This is a genomic window from Crocosphaera watsonii WH 8501, assembly GCF_000167195.1.
Lineage (GTDB): Bacteria > Cyanobacteriota > Cyanobacteriia > Cyanobacteriales > Microcystaceae > Crocosphaera > Crocosphaera watsonii.
This window is the reverse complement of the sequence record NZ_AADV02000006.1, coordinates 60,536-79,282: the sequence shown is the minus strand read 5'-3', so window position 1 is coordinate 79,282 and position 18,747 is coordinate 60,536. Positions and strand designations below refer to the sequence as shown.

The window sequence follows — 18,747 nt, the reverse complement described above, 5'->3', positions numbered from 1 at the left end:
TAAAGAAACAGCAACCACTATCAAAATTTTGTTATTATAAGCTTTTCCTTTTATATATCACTATTACTTACTCTTCATTATCCGAAACTAAACTACCAGATAAAAAATTTCTTATGAAGCTAACTAAAAGTAATCCTGACCCAGTTCGGGCTTATCTCAAAGAAATTGGTCGTGTTCCCTTGCTAAGCCATGAAGAGGAGATTCTTTATGCCAAGCGAGTTCAACGATTGATCAATTTAGAGAAGCTACGAGAGGAGATAATTCAAGAAACGGGAAAAGAACCCACTAACAGTCAGTGGGCTAAGGCAGCTAAACTCTCAAGAAAAGAATTCTGTTCTGTGGTAGAGGCCGGAGAGGCGGCCAAGCGAAAAATGGTAGAGGCCAACCTTCGCCTAGTGGTATCTGTGGCTAAAAAGTATCTCAAGCGAAACTTGGATCTCTTGGATCTGATCCAAGAAGGAACCATTGGGATGCAGCGGGGAGTAGAAAAATTTGACCCCACCAAAGGTTATCGTTTCTCAACCTACGCTTATTGGTGGATACGTCAGGCTATTACACGGGCGATCGCCGAAAAAAGCCGAACCATTCGCCTTCCCATTCACATCACTGAAAAACTCAATAAAATCAAGAAAGCACAACGGGAACTCTCTCAACAGAAAGGCAGGGCAGCCACCATCAGCGAACTGGCCGAAGAACTAGACTTAACCCCCAAACAAGTCAGAGATTATCTAGAAAGATCTCGTCAGCCCCTTTCCTTAGATTTACGGGTGGGGGATAATCAAGATACAGAATTAGGGGATCTTCTCGAGGATGAGGGACAGTCCCCCGAAGACTTTGCCACCCATTCCTCCTTGCAGTTTGACTTAGAAAAGTTGATGGAAGACTTAACCATTCAACAAAAACAAGTCATTGCCTTGCGTTTTGGACTCATGGATGGACAACCCTTAACCCTAGCTAAGATCGGTTCTCGTCTTAATATTAGTCGGGAGAGGGTTAGACAAATTGAAAGAGAGGCTTTATCTAAACTGAGAAAACGCAAAGCTAATATTCAAGAATATCTAGCTAGTTAAATTCGAGTAGTATTGCTATGGAGTCGGAAGATCGGAATTTGCGGTTCTGTTCTACCGACTCCTATCTTAAGTATGGATAATGGATAATTGTCAATTATCCATTGATAAAAAATGTCCTAACTATAGCACTACAAAAATTGGTTAGGGCATTACTGTAAGCCACCCTACGGTGTTTTGTGATTTTCTCCATGTCCTCATCATAATGGGTAGTGCTAGAGGTGGTATTCGTTACAGATTCATTATGATTAGCTGTTAATTCGTCTTCTTCATTAGATTAGGAGCAGTTATCTTCTATACTGAGCTATACTGAGAATATGAAAGAATAGTCCATAAAAAAACCAATAAACCTGAATAATGAATCATGAACAAATCATCCAGTGATCCTAAACAACGATTCAAATACTACGGTACACCAGGAAAAGACTTTGCGCGATTTGATGTTAATAGTGACTTACCCGAAGAAGTTCAACCAACCCCCAGATATGAAGCTCATCTTGGTTTGCAGGTTTTCCCCACCTTGCCTTTAATTCCCCCCTTAAATTGGGGATTATTTTCAGGGTTAGCCAAACGATTTGGCTTCCGCAGCATGGCGGGGCCAAACTTACAAACGTGGATGCCAGCCAACTTAAGTCGGCTGCACCGCGATAAATTCAGCGATGAATATTTTGTGGAACGGCGTTTGAATGGATTTAATCCAGGAAAATTGAACCGGGTGAAAGATCAAGAATGGCAATATGCCGTTAATTACCAGACTGGACGTTATAAAGCCGAACCAGGGGGTTTGCTCCCGGAGTATAGCGAAGCTCGCTTTGTCCTGGAAGGTAGTACTCTAAAGGTTCATTCCATCAAATATAGCCTGAAAAATCAAACGATTATCTGTTCTTTAAAGACATTTTCGCTGAAACCATGCGACGGGCCCCGGACTCTTTTGGTCAAATGTATTATTACTCTAAGTTGGTCAACTATTTTAAAGCTAAAGATGGGAAACTTAGGTATGTTAAATACCGTTTGATTCCTGAAGATCGGGGGGTAGATTCTGGGTTAGTATCAGGGGAAGATTGGGAAAAACCTTGGCAACAAAAGCGTCGTCCCGAGGAAACAAGACCTATAGATTATCTGTGCCAGGAATATATTGAAAGACTTTCCCAAAAACCCGTTATTTATCATCTTCAATTGCGCTTGCACCAGGATATGGAAGGGGATAAAACCGAGATTTTTACCCAGGAACGAGAGTAGAACAAAGAAACGTCTCCTTGGCTGGATTTAGCAACAGTTACCATTGATCGTGCGCTCTCTTTTGAAGAAACCGAAAAACTGTCTTTTAATATTGGTCGGCAACCGGACTCTTTGGGGGCGGTGGAAGGATATTCTACCCAAGATCCCAATTCGATCAATGCTGCTCGCATTCGCATTTATGGGTTATCTTTAGCAGTCAGAAGTTTTATTTATAAAAAAACTAAATCATGATATTAAGGGGTTCAATAATGGACAATAGAAAATGGATAATGGATAATTGTGAATTATCCATTGATAAAAAATTTCCTAACCAAAATTAAGAAAACTCCAAAAACTCTTAGAAACAATCGGTTCATTTTCTACCACTTCCAACTCCTTAAGTTCAAAACCGTCTACCTCCAATTGATGCGGTTGTACATTGCGGTTAATAACTGCTTTTAAAGCAGGCCAAATATATTCAAAATTGTAAGCATTAGGTCCATCTTTATCCCCTCCAAAGTTCTCCATAAAACCATCTCCATAATAGGTTGTATTCGTCACAGATTGATTATGATCAGCTGTTAGCTTCTCTTCTTTATTAGATAAAGAAAAATATATTTTCTTGTCCGTTGAAATAATATTAAAAAACGCGCCTTTTTCCTGAGAAAAAGGTGGTTTAACCCATTCAGTTGGCTTGACAATTTTATCACTATTTCCATGTAAAATTGCCACTGGAACATTGAGAGATTTTCCTGTCTCTTCAATTTTCAGAGGTTGAGTTGCAAAGGGAAAGCGAAAAATCCCTAAAACCCAGACAGCGATAGTAGGAATTCCCATAATTGTATTAGGAGCAGGATCAGCCGTCATAATCTGTTTGGGATAAAATTTCTCTAGTTTTGGATCTTTATTTTGTTGTAAATAGTAAGGCCAACTTAAGGCTAAAAGTCCTCCTAAAGAATGTCCAAAAACATAGAAATCAACTTCTTTTTTAGATAAGTTTAAATCATCTTTGTCAACTTGCTTACTATATTCGCATAACTTTTCCCATCCTATTTCTGTAGTTTCTACTGACTGTTTAAGCCATTCTATGGGCGCACTTCTTAAACTAGCAATAACAGTGGTAATCATACTAATCAAGTTCTTCCCGTACTCACGATTAAACAAGAAAACAATATTAATAACTACCACAAAAAATAAGGTACCAAGTATAAACCTTAAGGCGACTAATATTCCATCTTCAATTAATTTTTTCAACTCCTTGGTATTAATTTTTTGTCGCAAGATTAATGTAATTAATAAGACACCAACATCAAATAACCAATAGCGAAAGGTTGCCCGAAGAGTTCTATTATCTGAATAAGTTTCTGTATCTTTTGGAAAGTTTGGATAATCACTTTTTTGGTAGTCAGGGAAAAAGATATAATATCCTTGTTTTGCCAATTCTTCTAAATGTCTTTCGTAAAATTTAGGCATACAAAGGGCAAAACCATGCAAGTATGTAATTACTTTAACCTTGCCATTTTCTTCATAGGGTTTTTCAGGAACATAGATTCTCACAAAGTCCCCTTTTTGATGAGTTCCTGTCTGATAAATTGTGTATTCTTCTTCCTCTTTTACGAAGATTTGGTAACCTGAATAATTGGTTTCTTCCCATCCTTCAGGAGCAGTTATAGAGGCAAAAGAACCAGTAAGGTCTTGTAATTGTTCTTCTTTTTCAAATCCTTCAACGTCTTCAAAGTTGTATTGAGTTAATAATAAACTTAAGGCTAAAACAGCTTCAGATGCGCTTCCAGGAAGAGTGCCAAATTGAGAAGAAGGTAAGGCATTACCAATTAAAGCAACTACAGATCCTATAAATAACCATCGCCAATTCTTGGTTATCACCCAAATACCAATACCAACCGCTAACACAAATAAATTAACAATAATTGTCATGATTGGTATTTGAGGTTCTACAGAAACGTAGCGTAAAACATTAGCAAATATTTCAGGTTTTAAAGTTAAACCAATAAAATTCCTGATAACATCAAATGCACTTAATCCAAAAGCTAGTAACCAAGAAAATACTCTAACCCATTTTGTCGCCCACTTTGCCTGGGAACGATAAGCTAACTCAATAGCAACAACAATAAATAAGGGGATCACTAAATAGTGAAGTAAATAACGAACTTGTGATTGGACTTTGGACAAAAAAAGTTTGTTGGCGTATATTTTACGCTAAACTAAAATCCCAAAATATCGGCTCTGTATCAGTCAATAAAATTGGCTGACAAATAGGGCTAATCTATAGATTCTGAGGAAAACTAAGGAGCTTTTAAGTTTTTAGTTGATTTTTTGCTCCCTTTCTTGATAACATCATGACGAGTTCGTGGGGCTTTTTTGTAACCTTTAATACGTCCGGAAGAAAAACCTCGACGTTTGGGAAATTTGGCGAAAGTCCCCAAGGTCGTAATTATTCTTGAAAAGTCTCTTTGAACTAGACTAGTGCAGCTTGGCGAAAGTAATCCACCAGATTTTTACAGAAACTTTCGTGACTAGCCACGACAATGTGTTTCAATGAAACTAACGGAAGAATCTCGAAGTTGATGTCCATGATAAAAGCATTGCCAATTAACCTCTCCAACCTACAGAAAACAGTACTCCAACAAATAGTGAGAGGGACAACAAACCCCTATCGCCTTGTTAGACGAGCCAAGCTAATCTTAGCCGCAGCATCAGGAGAGAGCAATAGTTCGATTAGTCGAAGATTAGAATTAGACCGAGTACAAGTGCGTCAGTGGCGATCGCGATGGTTTGAGGAGAGAGAAAAACTGAGTGCCGCCGAAGAACAACAGGTAACGGAGAAAGCATTAATGGTCTTGATCAAAGGAATTTTAAGCGATCGCCCAAGACCTGGAACAACAAAATCCTTTACGGTCGAACAAGTAGTCCAGATTGTAGCGATCTCTTGTGAAGAATGTGAAAAATCAGACAGACCAGTGAGCCATTGGACACCTTCAGAGTTGGCGGATGAAGCCATAAAAAGAGGAATTGTCGAAAAGATTTCCCCCCGTAGTGTGGGGCGTTTTTTAAAAAGAAGCGACATTACAACCACATCTCGTTCGTTACTGGTTAAATGCCAAAATTGATGATCCCTTAAAATTTAAAAAGCAAGTCAAATATATCTGTGAACTTCATCAAGAAGCTAAAACTTTGTTAGAACAAGGAATTCATTTAATTAGTACAGATGAAATGACAGGGATTCAAGCTCTTGAGAGATTATTTCCGAACAAAAGAATCAAGCCTAAACAAGTAGAAAAAATCGAATTTGAATATGAAAGACACGGAACTTTAAGCTTGATTGCGAACTGGGATGTGGCAAGAGGAAAAGTCGTTAGTCCCTCTATTGGACCGACAAGAACAGAACAAGATTTTTCTGAACATATCCAGAGAACGATTAAGATTGATGAAAAAGCAGAATGGATTTTTATTGTAGATCAACTCAACACTCATAAATCGGAAAGCTTAGTCAAATTAGTAGCAGAAAGCTGTAGAATTACTATTGATTTGGGGAGAAAAGGAAAGGAGGGGATTTTGCAATCTATGGACAGCAGAGCAGATTTTTTATCAGATGAATCTCATCGAATTCGCTTTGTTTATATTCCCAAACATACATCGTGGCTTAATCAAATTGAGTGTTGGTTTTCGATCTTAGTCAGGCGTTTACTCAAAAGAATTACTGTCCGTTCAACTGAAGAACTATCCCAAAAAATTCTCAATTTTATTGATTACTTTAATCAACATTTTGCTAAGCCGTTCGTTTGGAAATTTAAGGGCTTTAAAGATCATAAGTGACTGGTGGATTATTTTTGCTAAGCTGCACTAGGGGTGATTTTGATGGATTTATTAGTCTTCAAATACTGTTCCCAATCACGGGGTAAAACCACAGCTAATTTTCTGGCAGCCCACAAATTTACAGAAGAAAGAAGTGTTAGTTTAAACCAATTTTCTTCATGATGTACATCGGGAGTTAAATAAGATGTCATCAATAATCTTTGTTTACCAAATCGAAAAAGATGTTCCATGTCATAACGTTGTCGATAACACTGATAACAATCAACTAAACTTAACTCATCGCGCCGAGAACCAATAACAATAAGCCACATAGGTTTCCAAATACTATTTCTTTCTTGATCTCTGACAACAATCTGGAGTAAAGTAAAGGGGTGATTGTTCATTTTATAGTTTTTAGTTCCTCTCATTAACATCTGTTTCCATCCCGAAATAGTCACTGTTAATTGACGACCTTTTTTCGTTGTAAAGGGAACATGATGAACTTCATCAGGTTCAGTCCAAGTTTGGTCATCTTTAAGGTCAAATTTATCCCCATACCAACGGGGATGTCCCGAAGTTTTGGCTTGATTTGGGTCCCGAATAAATTGACGATAAAAAACTCGGTCACTTCTAACTATTGTAATAGTAACTACGTCTTCATGCTTAACTTGTTCCCCAATAAAATCCTTTTGGCTGTAGTCACTATCAGCCACTAAGACAGATAATTTATCAGAAAATAAAGAACTTTGCCAGATTTTTTTTAGTTGTTGATTGCCTTGATTTACTCCTTTATGTTTAGAGGGGACTCGCTCTCCTGATAAGGGGACAGCCCAAGGGACTTTTCTGTGTCTATTTGGTCAGGTAAAGCGCAGACAACGGAATAACAATGTCCAATATTAATGGGTTTATTTCCCTTAATTGGATTGGGGTAATGAATAAAGGTTTTATCCGCTAACGTTTCGGCAAACGGTCGTGGACAGGGAGTTGTGTCAATACCAAATAAGTTATAATGTTTTGAAGTGGGAGGAATTGTTCTCGATACCGCTGAAAATAAAGTCTCAATTCTCTGTTCATAATTAGGGTCAGTTTGAGTGGGTAAAAACTCTTGAATTCCTCTATATAAACTGTTATAATCTCTTCTAAATAAAGGATTGAGAGACAATTCAACGACTGAGTGAGCTTGTTGGTTACTGGAGAGGGCATCGAGTAATTCTATAATAGTTTCTTTTCTAGCTTTTAGTCCTTGGAAGAGGTTAGACCTCCACACCAGGAATTCCTCGACAGAAGTAGCCGTTTCATTTTTGGTCATTTTTAAAATTTATTACCTTATAAATTAGCGGAATATATACGCTAACATCAAAAGAGGTTGTTTGTTACAGTTAAGGCTAATGTCATCACATTCCGAACTTAAGACCAGTCAAGATGTCCACCTGAGAGCCAAACAAATTAAGAGTCTAATTCGCTCTCTTAAACAGAAAATAAAGAAAATTGAACGGGAAGGGGAAGTAGCACCAGCTAATTGTCATATTATTCGTTATCAGGTTAATGGAAAGGGAACAATCTACTGGTATTATAAACTACAGGCTGCTGAATCAATTTTTCCTATGGCCACTAATAATGAGAAAAAAACCAAATATAAATATTTAGGACGAGCCGGAAGTTCTGCTCATATTGATGCTGTAGAAAAACTCACTAGAAGAAATCTCATTGATGAATTAGAACGAGTCATTCAATCTCTAACGGAAAGCTACTTAGATATCTATATTGGAACCGAAACTGAATGAAGCTATTTAATATTTAAAATCCCCTAAAAAGATGGAAAGAGAGTTTTTAAAATCACCTTAATTCTCTATTTTAGCTCTGGAGATATGTTTAGCGTAAAATTTACGCTAACAATTGTTTTTTATCCAAAGTCCAAATACTGTATCAGCAACATCCTCAAAGTGTAGCTGTTGCCATCGTCTCAAACGGAGTTCTCCTTTAAGGTGCATGGCTGTAATATCCTCATCTGGGGGGATTTCTGGACTGTCCCATCCTGGATGAAGAATCTCCCCATGTTTTCTGGGGCGACCTGGCCCTGGTTGGGATGGACGTGGAGGTGGAGCACAGCGCAGTTTACTATTTATGCGTAAGCGTCCTAACAAAGCATCTTTGTCCTCACGGGGTGACAAGCCCGTTAAAACCCTTATTGAAAGAGGGTTTCAGCCGTGGCGATCGCTCTATAAATTGTCAAAAACTAGAGGGCTTATTGAGAATAAACAATAATGATAATTAGGGTTTGCTGAATAAAAGCAAAACCCTATTCTTTAAAAGGTTACACCCATATTCGCGATCGAAAAAAAGATCAGCTTTGTCGGCTACAAACTGCTATAATTGGTAGAAACACCTCCCAGTTGTTGGTCAAGAACAAATGTATCGAAAAGAGGAGCAACCTTTACCGCCCCCAGAAAAATTTGAATTACCTTTCGAGGGCAAATTGTCCCCCAATAATCGTTGGGTAATCATGGCAGAGTTGATACCTTGGGATGATTTTGAGGAAGAATATGCTAAACTTTTTTCAGCAGAAAAAGGTGCGCCAGCCAAACTATTTAGAATGGCATTAGGGACATTAATTATTAAGGAAAAATTAGGAACAAGTGATAGAGAAACTATAGAACAGATTAGAGAAAATCCCTATCTACAATACTTTATAGGTTTAAATTGTTATCAACAAGAGCCACCACTGGAATCTTCAATGCTAGTTCATTTTAGGAAAAGAATTGATGGAGAATTGATAAACAAAATCAATAAAAAAATAGTAAAAAGAGAAATAGACAAGAGTGATAAAGAAGTAAAAAAAAAGGATTGTCTCCAAGAAAAAGGAGAAAAAATAAAAAATAAAGGTAAACTAATTTTAGATGCGACTTGTGCGCCAGCAGACATCAAATACCCAACGGATTTAGGCATATTAAATCAAGCCAGAATTGAGACAGAAAGAATAATAGATAATCTTTATAAACCATTAAGAGTAAAATTGAGAAAAAAGCCGAGAACTTCTAGAAAAATTGCTAGAAAGGAATACTTAAAAGTAGCTAAAAAACGAAAAGTATCTTATCAAGAAAGAAGAAAAGCTATCGGGAAACAGTTAAAATACCTTAAGAAAAATTTAGGAAATATAGAAGACTTAATTCAAGCTGGGGCTTCCCTGGAAAATCTGAGTAAAAGACAGAAAAATTGTCTAGAGACTATCAAAAAAGTTTATGAACAACAACAGTCAATGTGGGAGAATAAGACCCAGAGTGTTCCTCAAAGAATTGTAAGTTTAACTCAACCGCATATTCGTCCAATAGTGAGGGGAAAAGCAGGAAAACCAATAGAGTTTGGAGCTAAACTCTCAGTAAGCTGTGTAGATAACTATGTGTTTCTAGAAAAAATAAGTTGGGAAAACTTCAATGAATCTTGTCATTTAAAAGAACAAGTAGAAAAGTATAAAGAAACGTTTGGCTATTATCCCGAATCCGTCCATGTAGATAAAATTTATCGAACTAGGGAAAACAGAAATTGGTGTAAGGAAAGAGGGATAAGAATCAGTGGTCCGAAGTTAGGAAGACCTCCGAAAAATGTCAGTGAAGAAGAAAAGAAACAAGCCCACTCCGATGAATGCTTCCGTAATGCTATTGAGGGAAAGTTTGGACAAGCTAAACGAAGATTTAGCCTAAATCTCGTGATGACAAAACTCCCTGAAACCTCCATTACATCTATTGCTATTACATTTTTAGTTGTCAATCTTTCTAAACTTCTGAGGCAGTTTTTGTCGCTTTTTTTGTCCTTATTTACTAATAATAGAACAGGGGAACTCATCAAACCGCTTTTCATTAATTTTGATTATACTTTAAACAATTTTTATGTACTAAAACTTATTGATTTGTCAGAAAATTCTTGGTCAAAAGTGGCATAAATTTTGGAGAAACTTTTTCAGCAAACCCTAATTATTAATTGTTAAATCCGGTTTAGGGATCAACGGCCGTTGACCCCTACATTAACGAACTCAGAAGTTCCTCACTCCCTTAACTAAAGTCATTATTGCGACGACGCAAACTACCAAAGACGAATAATCCAGCTATGGCCATTAAACCAACAGTGGTAGATGATTCGGGAACGGACTCAACAGTGATGGTGACACGGGCAATACCATTGGGATAGAGAGTCTGGTTGTTAAAATTTAGATTAGCAAAATCAGTATCAAAATCTGTTGGTCTGTTTTGGAAATTGGCAAAAGAATCGGTAACACTGGTGATGACTCCGTTTTCATCAGCCCCTTGATTGGGTCCTGTTTGTCCACCTGGTAATCCTGGGAATAAACCGTTACCAGCAGAAGTGTTAAAGTCATTGACTTCGGTTCCTGCATCCCTAAAACTTCCTGGGAGTCCAATTTCAAAAGAAATGGACGTATCTGCACCTGAAAATAAAGTGCTTAAACTATGAGCCAAGGGATCGCCATTGGCAAGAAAGTAATCATTGGAGGGAAGAATCATCGATGTGTAGGAGAAGTAAAGATTAGAAACATCGGGGGTTACTTCAAATGTACTCATAGCCATAGTTCCTGCTGTGATGGGGGCCCCACCAACAGCACCATCAACACGGGTTCCCATTTGGCTTGAGGCGAAAACCCCACTCACACCACCTTGAACATAGGTTCGATTGGCGAGAAAGTCTGCGGAAATCACCATAGGATTGCCATCTTCGGCGATTCGCTCTAACCCCTCTGGAGAAGCCTGTCCCCCGTTATAGACATCAAAGCTACCGTCATGAAATCCCACCCAAACAGGGGTCAAGGCCACACCACCATCGGGGGCCAGACTTTCTACTTCTACTTTTAGGGTTAATGCTTGGGCAGTAGATGCTGTGGTTACAACAGAAGCGACGGTTGCAACCGTTAATAAAGCTTTACTATTTTTCAATAAGTTGATCATGGCAGAATTCACAATTTAGTCGATAATCTTTTGATTACGTTAATAAGACTATCTGAGAATTACCTGAGAAAATCATAAAGTTTTTCTCAGAAAATTTTTATGAACTTTTAATATTTTTTAACCAATTTTTTAAGGTTTCTACGAGGTTTGTCACTTCAATTTCTTGGGACTCTTTTGTTTGTCGAGTAACCACTTCAACTTTACCTGCTTTTAACGATCGCCCTGTCACCACACGGTAAGGAATACCGATTAAGTCAGCATCTTTAAACTTAACCCCTGCTCTTTCATCACGATCATCTAATAGGGTTTCTACCCCGATCTTATTCAATTGATTATATAGATTTTGCGCCACTTCCATTTGATTTTTATCTTTAATATTCGGCACAATAATAATCGCATGATAAGGGGTGATCGCTACTGGCCAAATAATGCCATCTTTATCATAGGATTGTTCTACGGAAGCTTGCGCCAAACGTGAAACTCCCACCCCATAACACCCCATTACAATCGGCTTTTCTGCGCCATTTTCATCGGTAAAGGTTGCCCCCATTGCCTGGGAATATTTCGTTCCTAACTGGAAAATATGTCCTACTTCAATACCTCTCGCACTGGCTAATATTTGACTAGGATCATGAACGGAGCGATCGCCTACCATAGCTGTTCTAATATCAGACACTAATTTAGGTAATTGAAACTCTTGACCCCAGTTAGCTCCTATTACATGATAATTAGTTTCATTGGCTCCTGTAACAAAGTTTTCTAAGTCAACAGCCGTTTGATCCACTATTCTTAAAAACTGACCTTCTATAGATTCTCCAGAAGCAATATAATCATCTTCTAGACTAGGGGAAATATAACCGAGAGGTAAAGGTTTATTAGCCCATTTTTTCTGAGCATTTTCATCGGGAACGCTCAAAGCTAATAGGGTACTTGCTTGATATTGGGGTGCTAGTTTAACTAATTCGTTGTTTAATTTAACTTCATTAACTTCTTGATCCCCTCGAATACTAACTAAAATCAAAACGGTTTTACCATTATCATAAACTGCTTCGTAAAGCACGTTTTTAACAATATTAGTAGGAGAACATTGCAAAGATTGGCACACTTTTTCGATAGTATTAGAATCGGGTGTCTCTTTTTTCTCGTAGGCCGTAAAGGGTGATATTTCTAGATCTTTAGGCAAAGAAACTGCCTTTTCTATATTGGCTGCATACTTACCATCTTCTGTGTATAAAACTTCATCTTCCCCTGCTTCTGCGAGGATCATAAATTCTTGAGAAGCTGAGCCACCAATTGCTCCAGAATCTGCTTCTACGGCTCTATATGCTAACCCACAACGGCTAATAATATTACGGTAAGCTCGATCCATTGCCTCGTAACTTTTTTGTAAACTGGCCTCATCTTCGTTGAAAGAATAAGCATCTTTCATAATAAATTCTCTTCCTCGCATTAAGCCAAAACGAGGGCGGATTTCATCCCTAAATTTTGTTTGAATCTGATACAAATTAACGGGTAATTGTCGATAGGAACGGATCATATCTTTGGCAACAGTTGTAATTACCTCTTCGTGGGTGGGGCCTAACCCTAACTCCCTCTCTTGTCTATCAATTAAGGAAAACATGATCCCTTCTGCTTTGGTATAAGTTTCCCATCTTCCCGACTCTTTCCACAACTCCGAGGGTTGCAACTGGGGTAAAAGACATTCTTGGGCCCCCGCTGCGTTCATTTCTTCTCGTACTATTTGCGAAACCTTTTGTAATACACGCCACATTAGAGGCAAATAAGCATAAATACCGCTACCAATCCGACGGATATAACCCGCTCTCAAAAGCAGTTTATGACTAGGAATTTCTGCTTCGGCGGGATCTTCGCGTAGGGTGACAAAAAGCATCTGAGAGAGTCGCATTCAGGGTTTCCTCGCAATTATCAGATAGTCATTATCGCATTTTTTGGGGGTTTCTACCAACTTGTTAAGAATTATCTCCTATTCGTGGCTAATTATTCAGTAAAAACTCTTATCTTTTATAAATATTTGATGAAGCTGGTTCCTTTTTTTATAAAATATAAATAAAGTTAATTATCTTTAAAAATGTTCGACAATCTTGATAATTTTGCGTATAATTATGGAAAGTGCAGAATCACAAAAAAGCCAGAATCGGTATTTTCTCGCTTTCTTCAAGAGTGCTAAATTTATTATCAGTCTAGTTTTCCATTTAGAAAGATAGCTGGTAGTTCAATATATTTTGTTTTGAGGATTAATGTATGAACTATTCTATAGATAGTGGAGCTAAGGTCCATGTAAACATCATGGAATTATTAGTCCAGAATGAAATTGATAAACAACTGAGACTTTATCCCAAAAAAATCAGAGATTATATCAATAAAGTTGAAGTTGCCACTTATGCCCTGAATCGCTTACCTCCCCTTTATGCCTCTAGTTTAATAGGGAAAGAACATCAAAAACGGACAGGAATGCAAAAATATAAATCACAAATAACTTTAGCTGTTCGTCGATCTTTAGCTGCTATTGAAAGAGATCCAATCAAAAAAACAGTTCCTATCCGTCCAGAGAGTTATGTTGAGCATGACTTGGCAAAAGAATCATTAGACAAATTAGAAACTCTTTTCAAAAGACAGGGGATTCTGGGTGATTATCAGAAGCTTTCTTGGGATAATTTGTATAGGGTTATCTATCCCTTAATTGCTAAATTAAAATATGAAACTATCAAGAGAAATGAGTTAGAATTTGCAGCATTAACCGATGTTTCTAAGCAACTAAGTGAGGAACTATCCCAAAGCTATAACCTAACTCAAAGAGAAAGATAAAAAGATATTAAAACCCTCAATCGTTACCACTGGTAAGGTTAAGAAAAATGAATTTCAATAAGAATCTTATCCTTACCAGAAAACGGTGTAATAAAAACTCTCAAGATTTTCTTAAGCTAATTCTCTATCAAAAAATGTTATTATTTTAGGTGAGAAAAATTAAATAATTTCAATTGTTAATGTTAATAACCTGCTTCATAGATAGGATACAACCTTTAATGGTTCCCCTCTGTTTGATAACAGCCTGGGTATTTATATTAATGTTAGGTAGTAGTGTGATAGCAATGATAGTGGATGTTATTAAGCAAGCAAAAAAAATGCACAATATTCCCTGTAGTGATTGTCAATATTTTACTAATGATTACCGTTTAAAGTGTCCTGTTAATCCGTTTAAAGCTACTACAGAAGCAGCCATTGATTGTAGAGATTATCATATAGGAAAAAATTAAGCATGAAAGTTGGAATCATTGGTTTAGGATTAATTGGCGGTTCATTAGGATTAGATTTGCGTAACTGTGGACATATTATTTATGGTGTTTCTCGTAAAGAAAGCACCTGTAATAGAGCATTAAAGAAAGAAGTTGTAGACTATGCAGATATTAATTTAAAGTCCCTATCAACAGTTGACATTATTTTTATTTGTACACCTATTGGCTTAATTTCTCAAACTTTAAAACAATTAATTCCTCATTTAAGCAAAGAGGTGATTATTACTGATGTGGGATCGGTTAAAACTTGCATCGTTAAAGAATGTGAATCATTGTGGACTAATTTTGTTGGGGGTCATCCTATGGCTGGAACGGCTGAACAAGGAATCGAAGCGGCACAGAAAAACTTATTTAAAAATGCCCCTTACGTCATCACTCCAACAGAAAAGACTCCAGAGAATAGCATGAAAATTTTAGAAGAATTAGCCCAATCTTTAGGATCGCTTGTTTACACTTGTTCTCCCGAAATACACGATCAATCCGTTGCCTGGATTTCCCATTTACCTGTAATGATTAGTGCCAGTTTAATCGCTGCTTGTTCAGAAGAAAAAGATAAAAGTATTTTAAAATTAGCTCAACAATTAGCTAGTTCCGGTTTCAGAGATACCAGTCGCGTTGGAGGAGGAAACCCCGAGTTAGGGGTGATGATGGCTCAATATAATAAAACTGCTTTGTTACACACTTTACAGGGTTATAGTCAGCAACTGGATGAGATTACGGAATACATCAAGACCGAACAATGGGACTCCCTTCAAAAATTACTGATGATCACACAACAGGAGCGATCGCCATTTATAGGAATAGAAAAAAATTCGTAATTTTTCCGCACAAATACTTAATTGCGTATATAATCGTAGAAATCATACATAAACTTTGTACAAGGTTTTAAGGTCAATGGTTACAAATAACACTATTCATCCGTTTCAGAAAGTTTTTCTCAACTTTAGCTTGATTTTTCTAGGAATTGCTGCTAATACAATGTTTTTCAACCTCATGGTAACATTTCTGCTAGGAACCGTAGTTTTAGGATCTTTAAATAGTCAAAATAAAAATTTGCCTTGAAGACCAAATCAATCAACAAAGAGGAAGAAATAGAAAAATTACCCATTCCTTGAGCTTTTTCTAAAAGACAAAAAATCCGAAAATGAGTGTTTTCCTTGGCCTTATTTCTTCTAACCACGGATCAAGTCTAAGTAATAATATTGTTCCCTGCGATACAATACCCATAGGGTTGCGTTGTAGATCATAACCCTATATGTAGTGTATCAATCCCTGTAAAATGACAGATCATCCCCTCGGTGCAGTTGTTCAAGGTTCCCTTTCACAAGGGTTAGAAGTTCGTTTACATTCTGATGTTTCCGTCGAACAAATGCGAGTGGGAAAATTTTTGGTGGTGCAGGGGGTGCGATCGCGGTTTTTCTGTTTGTTGACCGATGTTTCTCTAGGAACCGCTAACCCCCGTATTTTAGCCAACCCTCCCAATTTTCAAGATACGTTTATGAGGGATGTCTTAGCCGGTAGTGCTACTTATGGCAATGTAGAATTAGCACCCATGTTAATGTTTACCCCCACAGAAGGGGAGAAAAATAATAATTCTCAAACGGAAGATACTTCTTTAGGATCGTTTCAAGCGCAAACCAATGCTGATTTAGAATTGCTTCCGGTGAAAACTATTCCCACCCATTTTAGTCAAGTTTATGAAGCTTCTGAGCAAGATTTTAGGGCTGTTTTTGGTTGGGAAGATGACCACACACGGCGAAATTTTGCCATAGGGAAACCCTTAGATATGGAGGTGCCAATCTGTATTGATTTAGATCGTTTTGTTGAGCGTAGTAATGGGGTTTTTGGTAAGTCTGGAACAGGGAAATCTTTTTTAACTCGCCTATTAATTTCTGGGATTATTCGTAAACAAGCTGCGGTTAATTTAATGTTTGATATGCACTCAGAATACGGTTGGGAAGCGATGAAAGAAGGGAAAGAAGTTTCCACTGTGAAAGGGTTACGTCAACTGTTTCCTGGACAAGTAGAAATTTATACTTTAGATCCTGAGTCTACTAAAAGAAGAGGGGTTAATGATGCTCAAGAATTGTATTTAAGTTACGATCAAATTGATATCGAAGATATCCGTTTAGTGGGACATGAATTAGGTATTTCGGAAGCTAGTTTGGATAATGCCAACATTTTAGAAGCAGAATATGGTAAGACATGGATCATGCAGTTAATAAACATGACTAATGAAGATATAAAAATGTTTTGTCAGGAAAAACAAGGTCATGCAGGGTCAATTATGTCCCTACAACGTAAGTTAATGAGATTAGATAATTTAAAATATTTACGCCCCGCTTGTCCCCATAATTATATTAATCAGGTATTAGAATCTTTGGACGCTGGAAAGCACGTTGTTATTGAATTTGGTTCTCAGTCTAATATGCTTTCTTATATGTTAGCAACTAATATGATTACTCGACGGATTCACGGTAGTTATGTCAAGAAAGCTGAGCGATTTCTCCAAACCAAAAGTCCGAGCGATCGCCCCCGACAATTAGTGATTACCATCGAAGAAGCACACCGTTTTTTAGACTCGAAAATTGTCCATCAAACCATCTTTGGAACCATTGCTAGGGAGATGAGAAAATATTTTGTTACACTCTTAGTAGTGGACCAAAGACCATCGGGAATTGATAATGAAGTGATGTCACAAGTTGGTACAAGAATTACTTGTTTACTAAACGATGAAAAGGATATTGAGGCTATTTTTACTGGAGTTTCTGGGGGACAAAATTTAAGGTCGGTGTTAGCAAAGTTAGATTCTAAACAACAAGCTTTAATCTTAGGTCACGCTGTGCCGATGCCAGTTGTTATCAGAACTCGTGCTTATGATCAAGAATTCTATGCAGAAATCGGGGAAACAGACTGGTCACAGTTATCTGATGAAGAGTTATTTGCAGCAGCAGAAAATGCTAGGGCAGAACTAGGTTTTTAAAGTTACTAAACTCATTATTGAGCATCTAGTAAAAAACTAACTTTCACAAATAAATTTTCTCTAAGCTCAGTGTTGGTAATTCACTTATAATCTCTTCAACAGAATAACCTTGTAGATAATATTTTCTGAAAACCCTAGCCTTATTTTAGTTGTTAACATGAATGAACACTCAAGAAGAATTATTGGTTTGACAGGAGGTATCAGCACCGGAAAAACAACAGTTTCCCGTTATTTAACAACTGTTTGTCATATTCGAGTGTTGGATGCTGATATTTATGCTAGGGAAGCAGTTGAGGGAAACTCACCTATTTTACAAACGATTAAACAACGATATGGAACAGAAATTTGCTTAAACAATGGGGAATTAGATCGGAAAAAATTAGGTAATATTATTTTTAATAATTCGAGAGAAAAAACATGGTTAGAAAGCCAAATTCATCCCTACGTAAGACAGAGATTTAAAGAAGATATATTCAAATATGAAGAGACAATTATAGTATTAGATATTCCCTTACTTTTTGAATCAAAATTAACCCATTTAGTCACAGAAATTTGGGTAGTTTATTGTTCTTATGAACAACAACTAGAACGACTAATGAGTAGAAATAATCTAACCAAACAAGAAGCGATCGCCCGTATAAAAAGTCAACTACCCCTTGAAGAGAAAATACAAAAAGCCGACCTTGTTCTAGATAATTCTTCTACAATAGAAGCTTTACATCAGCAAATTGAAAAAGCATTAAACATTCCTGAATATGGCACTACCCTTTATGATTAAGAAGTTCAAGAGATTCCTGCTAATCTCGCTATGACAATTAGCCATTATCAATTATCCATGAATTTACCTAATTCGATCACAATTTCCCGTTTAATAGGACTTCCTTTTCTTTTCTATTTCCTCACTACTCCTACCCCTTCTCATCGTTGGCTCAGCCTCGTTATTTTCCTCCTTGCTGCCTCAACAGACTGGGTAGATGGTTATTTAGCTAGAAAGTTAAATCAAGTGACTGAATTAGGCAAATTTCTCGACCCTTTAGTTGATAAATTATTGGTACTTGCACCCCTCTTAAGTTTGATTTCTCTGCAACAAGTTCCGGCCTGGGGAGTGTTCTTAATATTAGGCCGAGAAATAGCGATCGCCGGATGGCGTATTAACCCAAACTTAACCGGAAACACCACCATTCAAGGAGCAAATATTTGGGGAAAATTAAAAACAGTCAGCCAAATCACGGCGATCGCACTACTGATCGCCCCTTTGCCTCAACCTTGGGAAACTATCTCTATAACAGTTTTTTGGCTATCAGTCTTCTTAACTATACTTTCTGGAGTGATCTACCTACTGCCTAATTTTAGTAGTAACTGATAACTGATAAACTAGAAATGTTAAGAAATTGTAATCA

The 18,747-nt window shown here is 37.2% G+C and carries 17 protein-coding genes and 2 pseudogenes; 13 read left to right on the top strand and 6 right to left on the bottom strand.

Translation table 11 applies throughout. The features are described from left to right. Positions 1-113 precede the first annotated feature (113 nt). From CWATDRAFT_RS11090 to CWATDRAFT_RS11080, 3 genes are all read left to right on the top strand, one after another. Complete coding sequence (locus tag CWATDRAFT_RS11090) at positions 114-1,070, top strand: RNA polymerase sigma factor, RpoD/SigA family (protein WP_007305096.1); 957 nt, start codon at positions 114-116, stop codon at positions 1,068-1,070. 361 nt (positions 1,071-1,431) lie between these two features. After that, positions 1,432-2,082: a hypothetical protein gene (locus tag CWATDRAFT_RS11085; protein WP_007305095.1), complete on the top strand. Its 651-nt coding sequence runs from the start codon at positions 1,432-1,434 to the stop codon at positions 2,080-2,082. Beyond that, a complete protein-coding gene (locus tag CWATDRAFT_RS11080) occupies positions 2,079-2,306 on the top strand; it encodes a catalase family protein (protein WP_042711430.1) in 228 nt (75 codons plus the stop codon). Before CWATDRAFT_RS11085 ends, CWATDRAFT_RS11080 begins: the two co-directional genes overlap by 4 nt. Before the next feature lie 306 nt (positions 2,307-2,612). Here CWATDRAFT_RS11080 and CWATDRAFT_RS11075 read toward each other — a convergent pair whose 3' ends face one another. Next, complete coding sequence (locus CWATDRAFT_RS11075) at positions 2,613-4,475, bottom strand: alpha/beta fold hydrolase (protein WP_007305094.1); 1,863 nt, start codon at positions 4,473-4,475, stop codon at positions 2,613-2,615. 113 nt (positions 4,476-4,588) lie between these two features. Beyond that, positions 4,589-4,768: pseudogene (locus tag CWATDRAFT_RS11070) on the bottom strand (NF041680 family putative transposase); the annotation flags it as partial. A gap of 63 nt (positions 4,769-4,831) precedes the next feature. Between CWATDRAFT_RS11070 and CWATDRAFT_RS11065 the strand changes: the two are divergent. Both CWATDRAFT_RS11065 and CWATDRAFT_RS11060 read left to right on the top strand, forming a co-directional pair. Next, complete coding sequence (locus CWATDRAFT_RS11065) at positions 4,832-5,413, top strand: helix-turn-helix domain-containing protein (protein WP_007303370.1); 582 nt, start codon at positions 4,832-4,834, stop codon at positions 5,411-5,413. A gap of 64 nt (positions 5,414-5,477) precedes the next feature. Next, on the top strand, positions 5,478-6,119 hold the full coding sequence (locus tag CWATDRAFT_RS11060) for a transposase (RefSeq protein ID WP_007305093.1): 642 nt from the start codon (positions 5,478-5,480) through the stop codon (positions 6,117-6,119). Positions 6,120-6,145: 26 nt separating this feature from the next. On the opposite strand, the pseudogene CWATDRAFT_RS39715 reads toward CWATDRAFT_RS11060, so the two are convergent. Then, a pseudogene (locus CWATDRAFT_RS39715) lies at positions 6,146-7,407 on the bottom strand (NF041680 family putative transposase); the annotation flags it as partial. A 79-nt stretch (positions 7,408-7,486) separates the two neighbouring features. On the opposite strand from CWATDRAFT_RS39715, the gene CWATDRAFT_RS11045 reads away from it, so the two are divergent. Further along, positions 7,487-7,882 carry a hypothetical protein gene (locus tag CWATDRAFT_RS11045; RefSeq protein WP_007303072.1) on the top strand — a complete coding sequence of 132 codons (396 nt, stop codon included), beginning with the start codon at positions 7,487-7,489 and terminating at the stop codon, positions 7,880-7,882. A gap of 105 nt (positions 7,883-7,987) precedes the next feature. On the opposite strand, the gene CWATDRAFT_RS11040 is transcribed toward CWATDRAFT_RS11045, so the two are convergent. Further along, positions 7,988-8,269: a hypothetical protein gene (locus tag CWATDRAFT_RS11040; RefSeq protein ID WP_042711429.1), complete on the bottom strand. Its 282-nt coding sequence runs from the start codon at positions 8,267-8,269 to the stop codon at positions 7,988-7,990. Positions 8,270-8,508: 239 nt separating this feature from the next. On the opposite strand from CWATDRAFT_RS11040, the gene CWATDRAFT_RS11035 reads away from it, so the two are divergent. After that, entirely contained in the window at positions 8,509-10,035 is a 1,527-nt protein-coding gene (locus tag CWATDRAFT_RS11035) for an IS5-like element ISCwa2 family transposase (protein ID WP_007305091.1), read from the top strand. 109 nt (positions 10,036-10,144) lie between these two features. Here the strand turns inward: CWATDRAFT_RS11035 and CWATDRAFT_RS11030 are convergent, their stop codons facing one another. Further along, a complete protein-coding gene (locus CWATDRAFT_RS11030) occupies positions 10,145-11,050 on the bottom strand; it encodes a spondin domain-containing protein (RefSeq protein ID WP_007305090.1) in 906 nt (301 codons plus the stop codon). A gap of 97 nt (positions 11,051-11,147) precedes the next feature. Continuing rightward, the gene (gene proS, locus CWATDRAFT_RS11025; RefSeq protein ID WP_007305089.1) at positions 11,148-12,956 is read right to left on the bottom strand and encodes a proline--tRNA ligase; all 1,809 of its coding nucleotides are present in this window, start codon (positions 12,954-12,956) and stop codon (positions 11,148-11,150) included. Between the two features lie 401 nt (positions 12,957-13,357). Here proS and CWATDRAFT_RS11020 point away from each other — a divergent pair, with 401 nt between their 5' ends. The 6 genes from CWATDRAFT_RS11020 (at position 13,358) to pgsA (ending at position 18,710) form a co-directional block, all read left to right on the top strand. Then, positions 13,358-13,876, top strand: a complete 519-nt coding sequence (locus tag CWATDRAFT_RS11020; protein ID WP_198138972.1) for a late competence development ComFB family protein — start codon at positions 13,358-13,360, stop codon at positions 13,874-13,876. Positions 13,877-14,094: 218 nt separating this feature from the next. Further along, positions 14,095-14,325 (top strand): hypothetical protein, encoded by a 231-nt coding sequence (locus CWATDRAFT_RS11015; protein WP_085961374.1) that lies wholly within the window; start codon positions 14,095-14,097, stop codon positions 14,323-14,325. A gap of 2 nt (positions 14,326-14,327) precedes the next feature. Then, the gene (locus CWATDRAFT_RS11010) at positions 14,328-15,182 is read left to right on the top strand and encodes a prephenate/arogenate dehydrogenase (RefSeq protein WP_007305087.1); all 855 of its coding nucleotides are present in this window, start codon (positions 14,328-14,330) and stop codon (positions 15,180-15,182) included. A gap of 461 nt (positions 15,183-15,643) precedes the next feature. Further along, a complete protein-coding gene (locus CWATDRAFT_RS11000; protein WP_007305086.1) occupies positions 15,644-17,347 on the top strand; it encodes a helicase HerA domain-containing protein in 1,704 nt (567 codons plus the stop codon). A gap of 157 nt (positions 17,348-17,504) precedes the next feature. Then, a complete protein-coding gene (coaE, locus tag CWATDRAFT_RS10995; RefSeq protein ID WP_007305085.1) occupies positions 17,505-18,125 on the top strand; it encodes a dephospho-CoA kinase in 621 nt (206 codons plus the stop codon). 57 nt (positions 18,126-18,182) lie between these two features. Beyond that, positions 18,183-18,710, top strand: coding sequence for a CDP-diacylglycerol--glycerol-3-phosphate 3-phosphatidyltransferase (gene pgsA, locus CWATDRAFT_RS10990; RefSeq protein ID WP_190273836.1), 528 nt, complete (start codon positions 18,183-18,185; stop codon positions 18,708-18,710). Positions 18,711-18,747 lie beyond the last annotated feature (37 nt).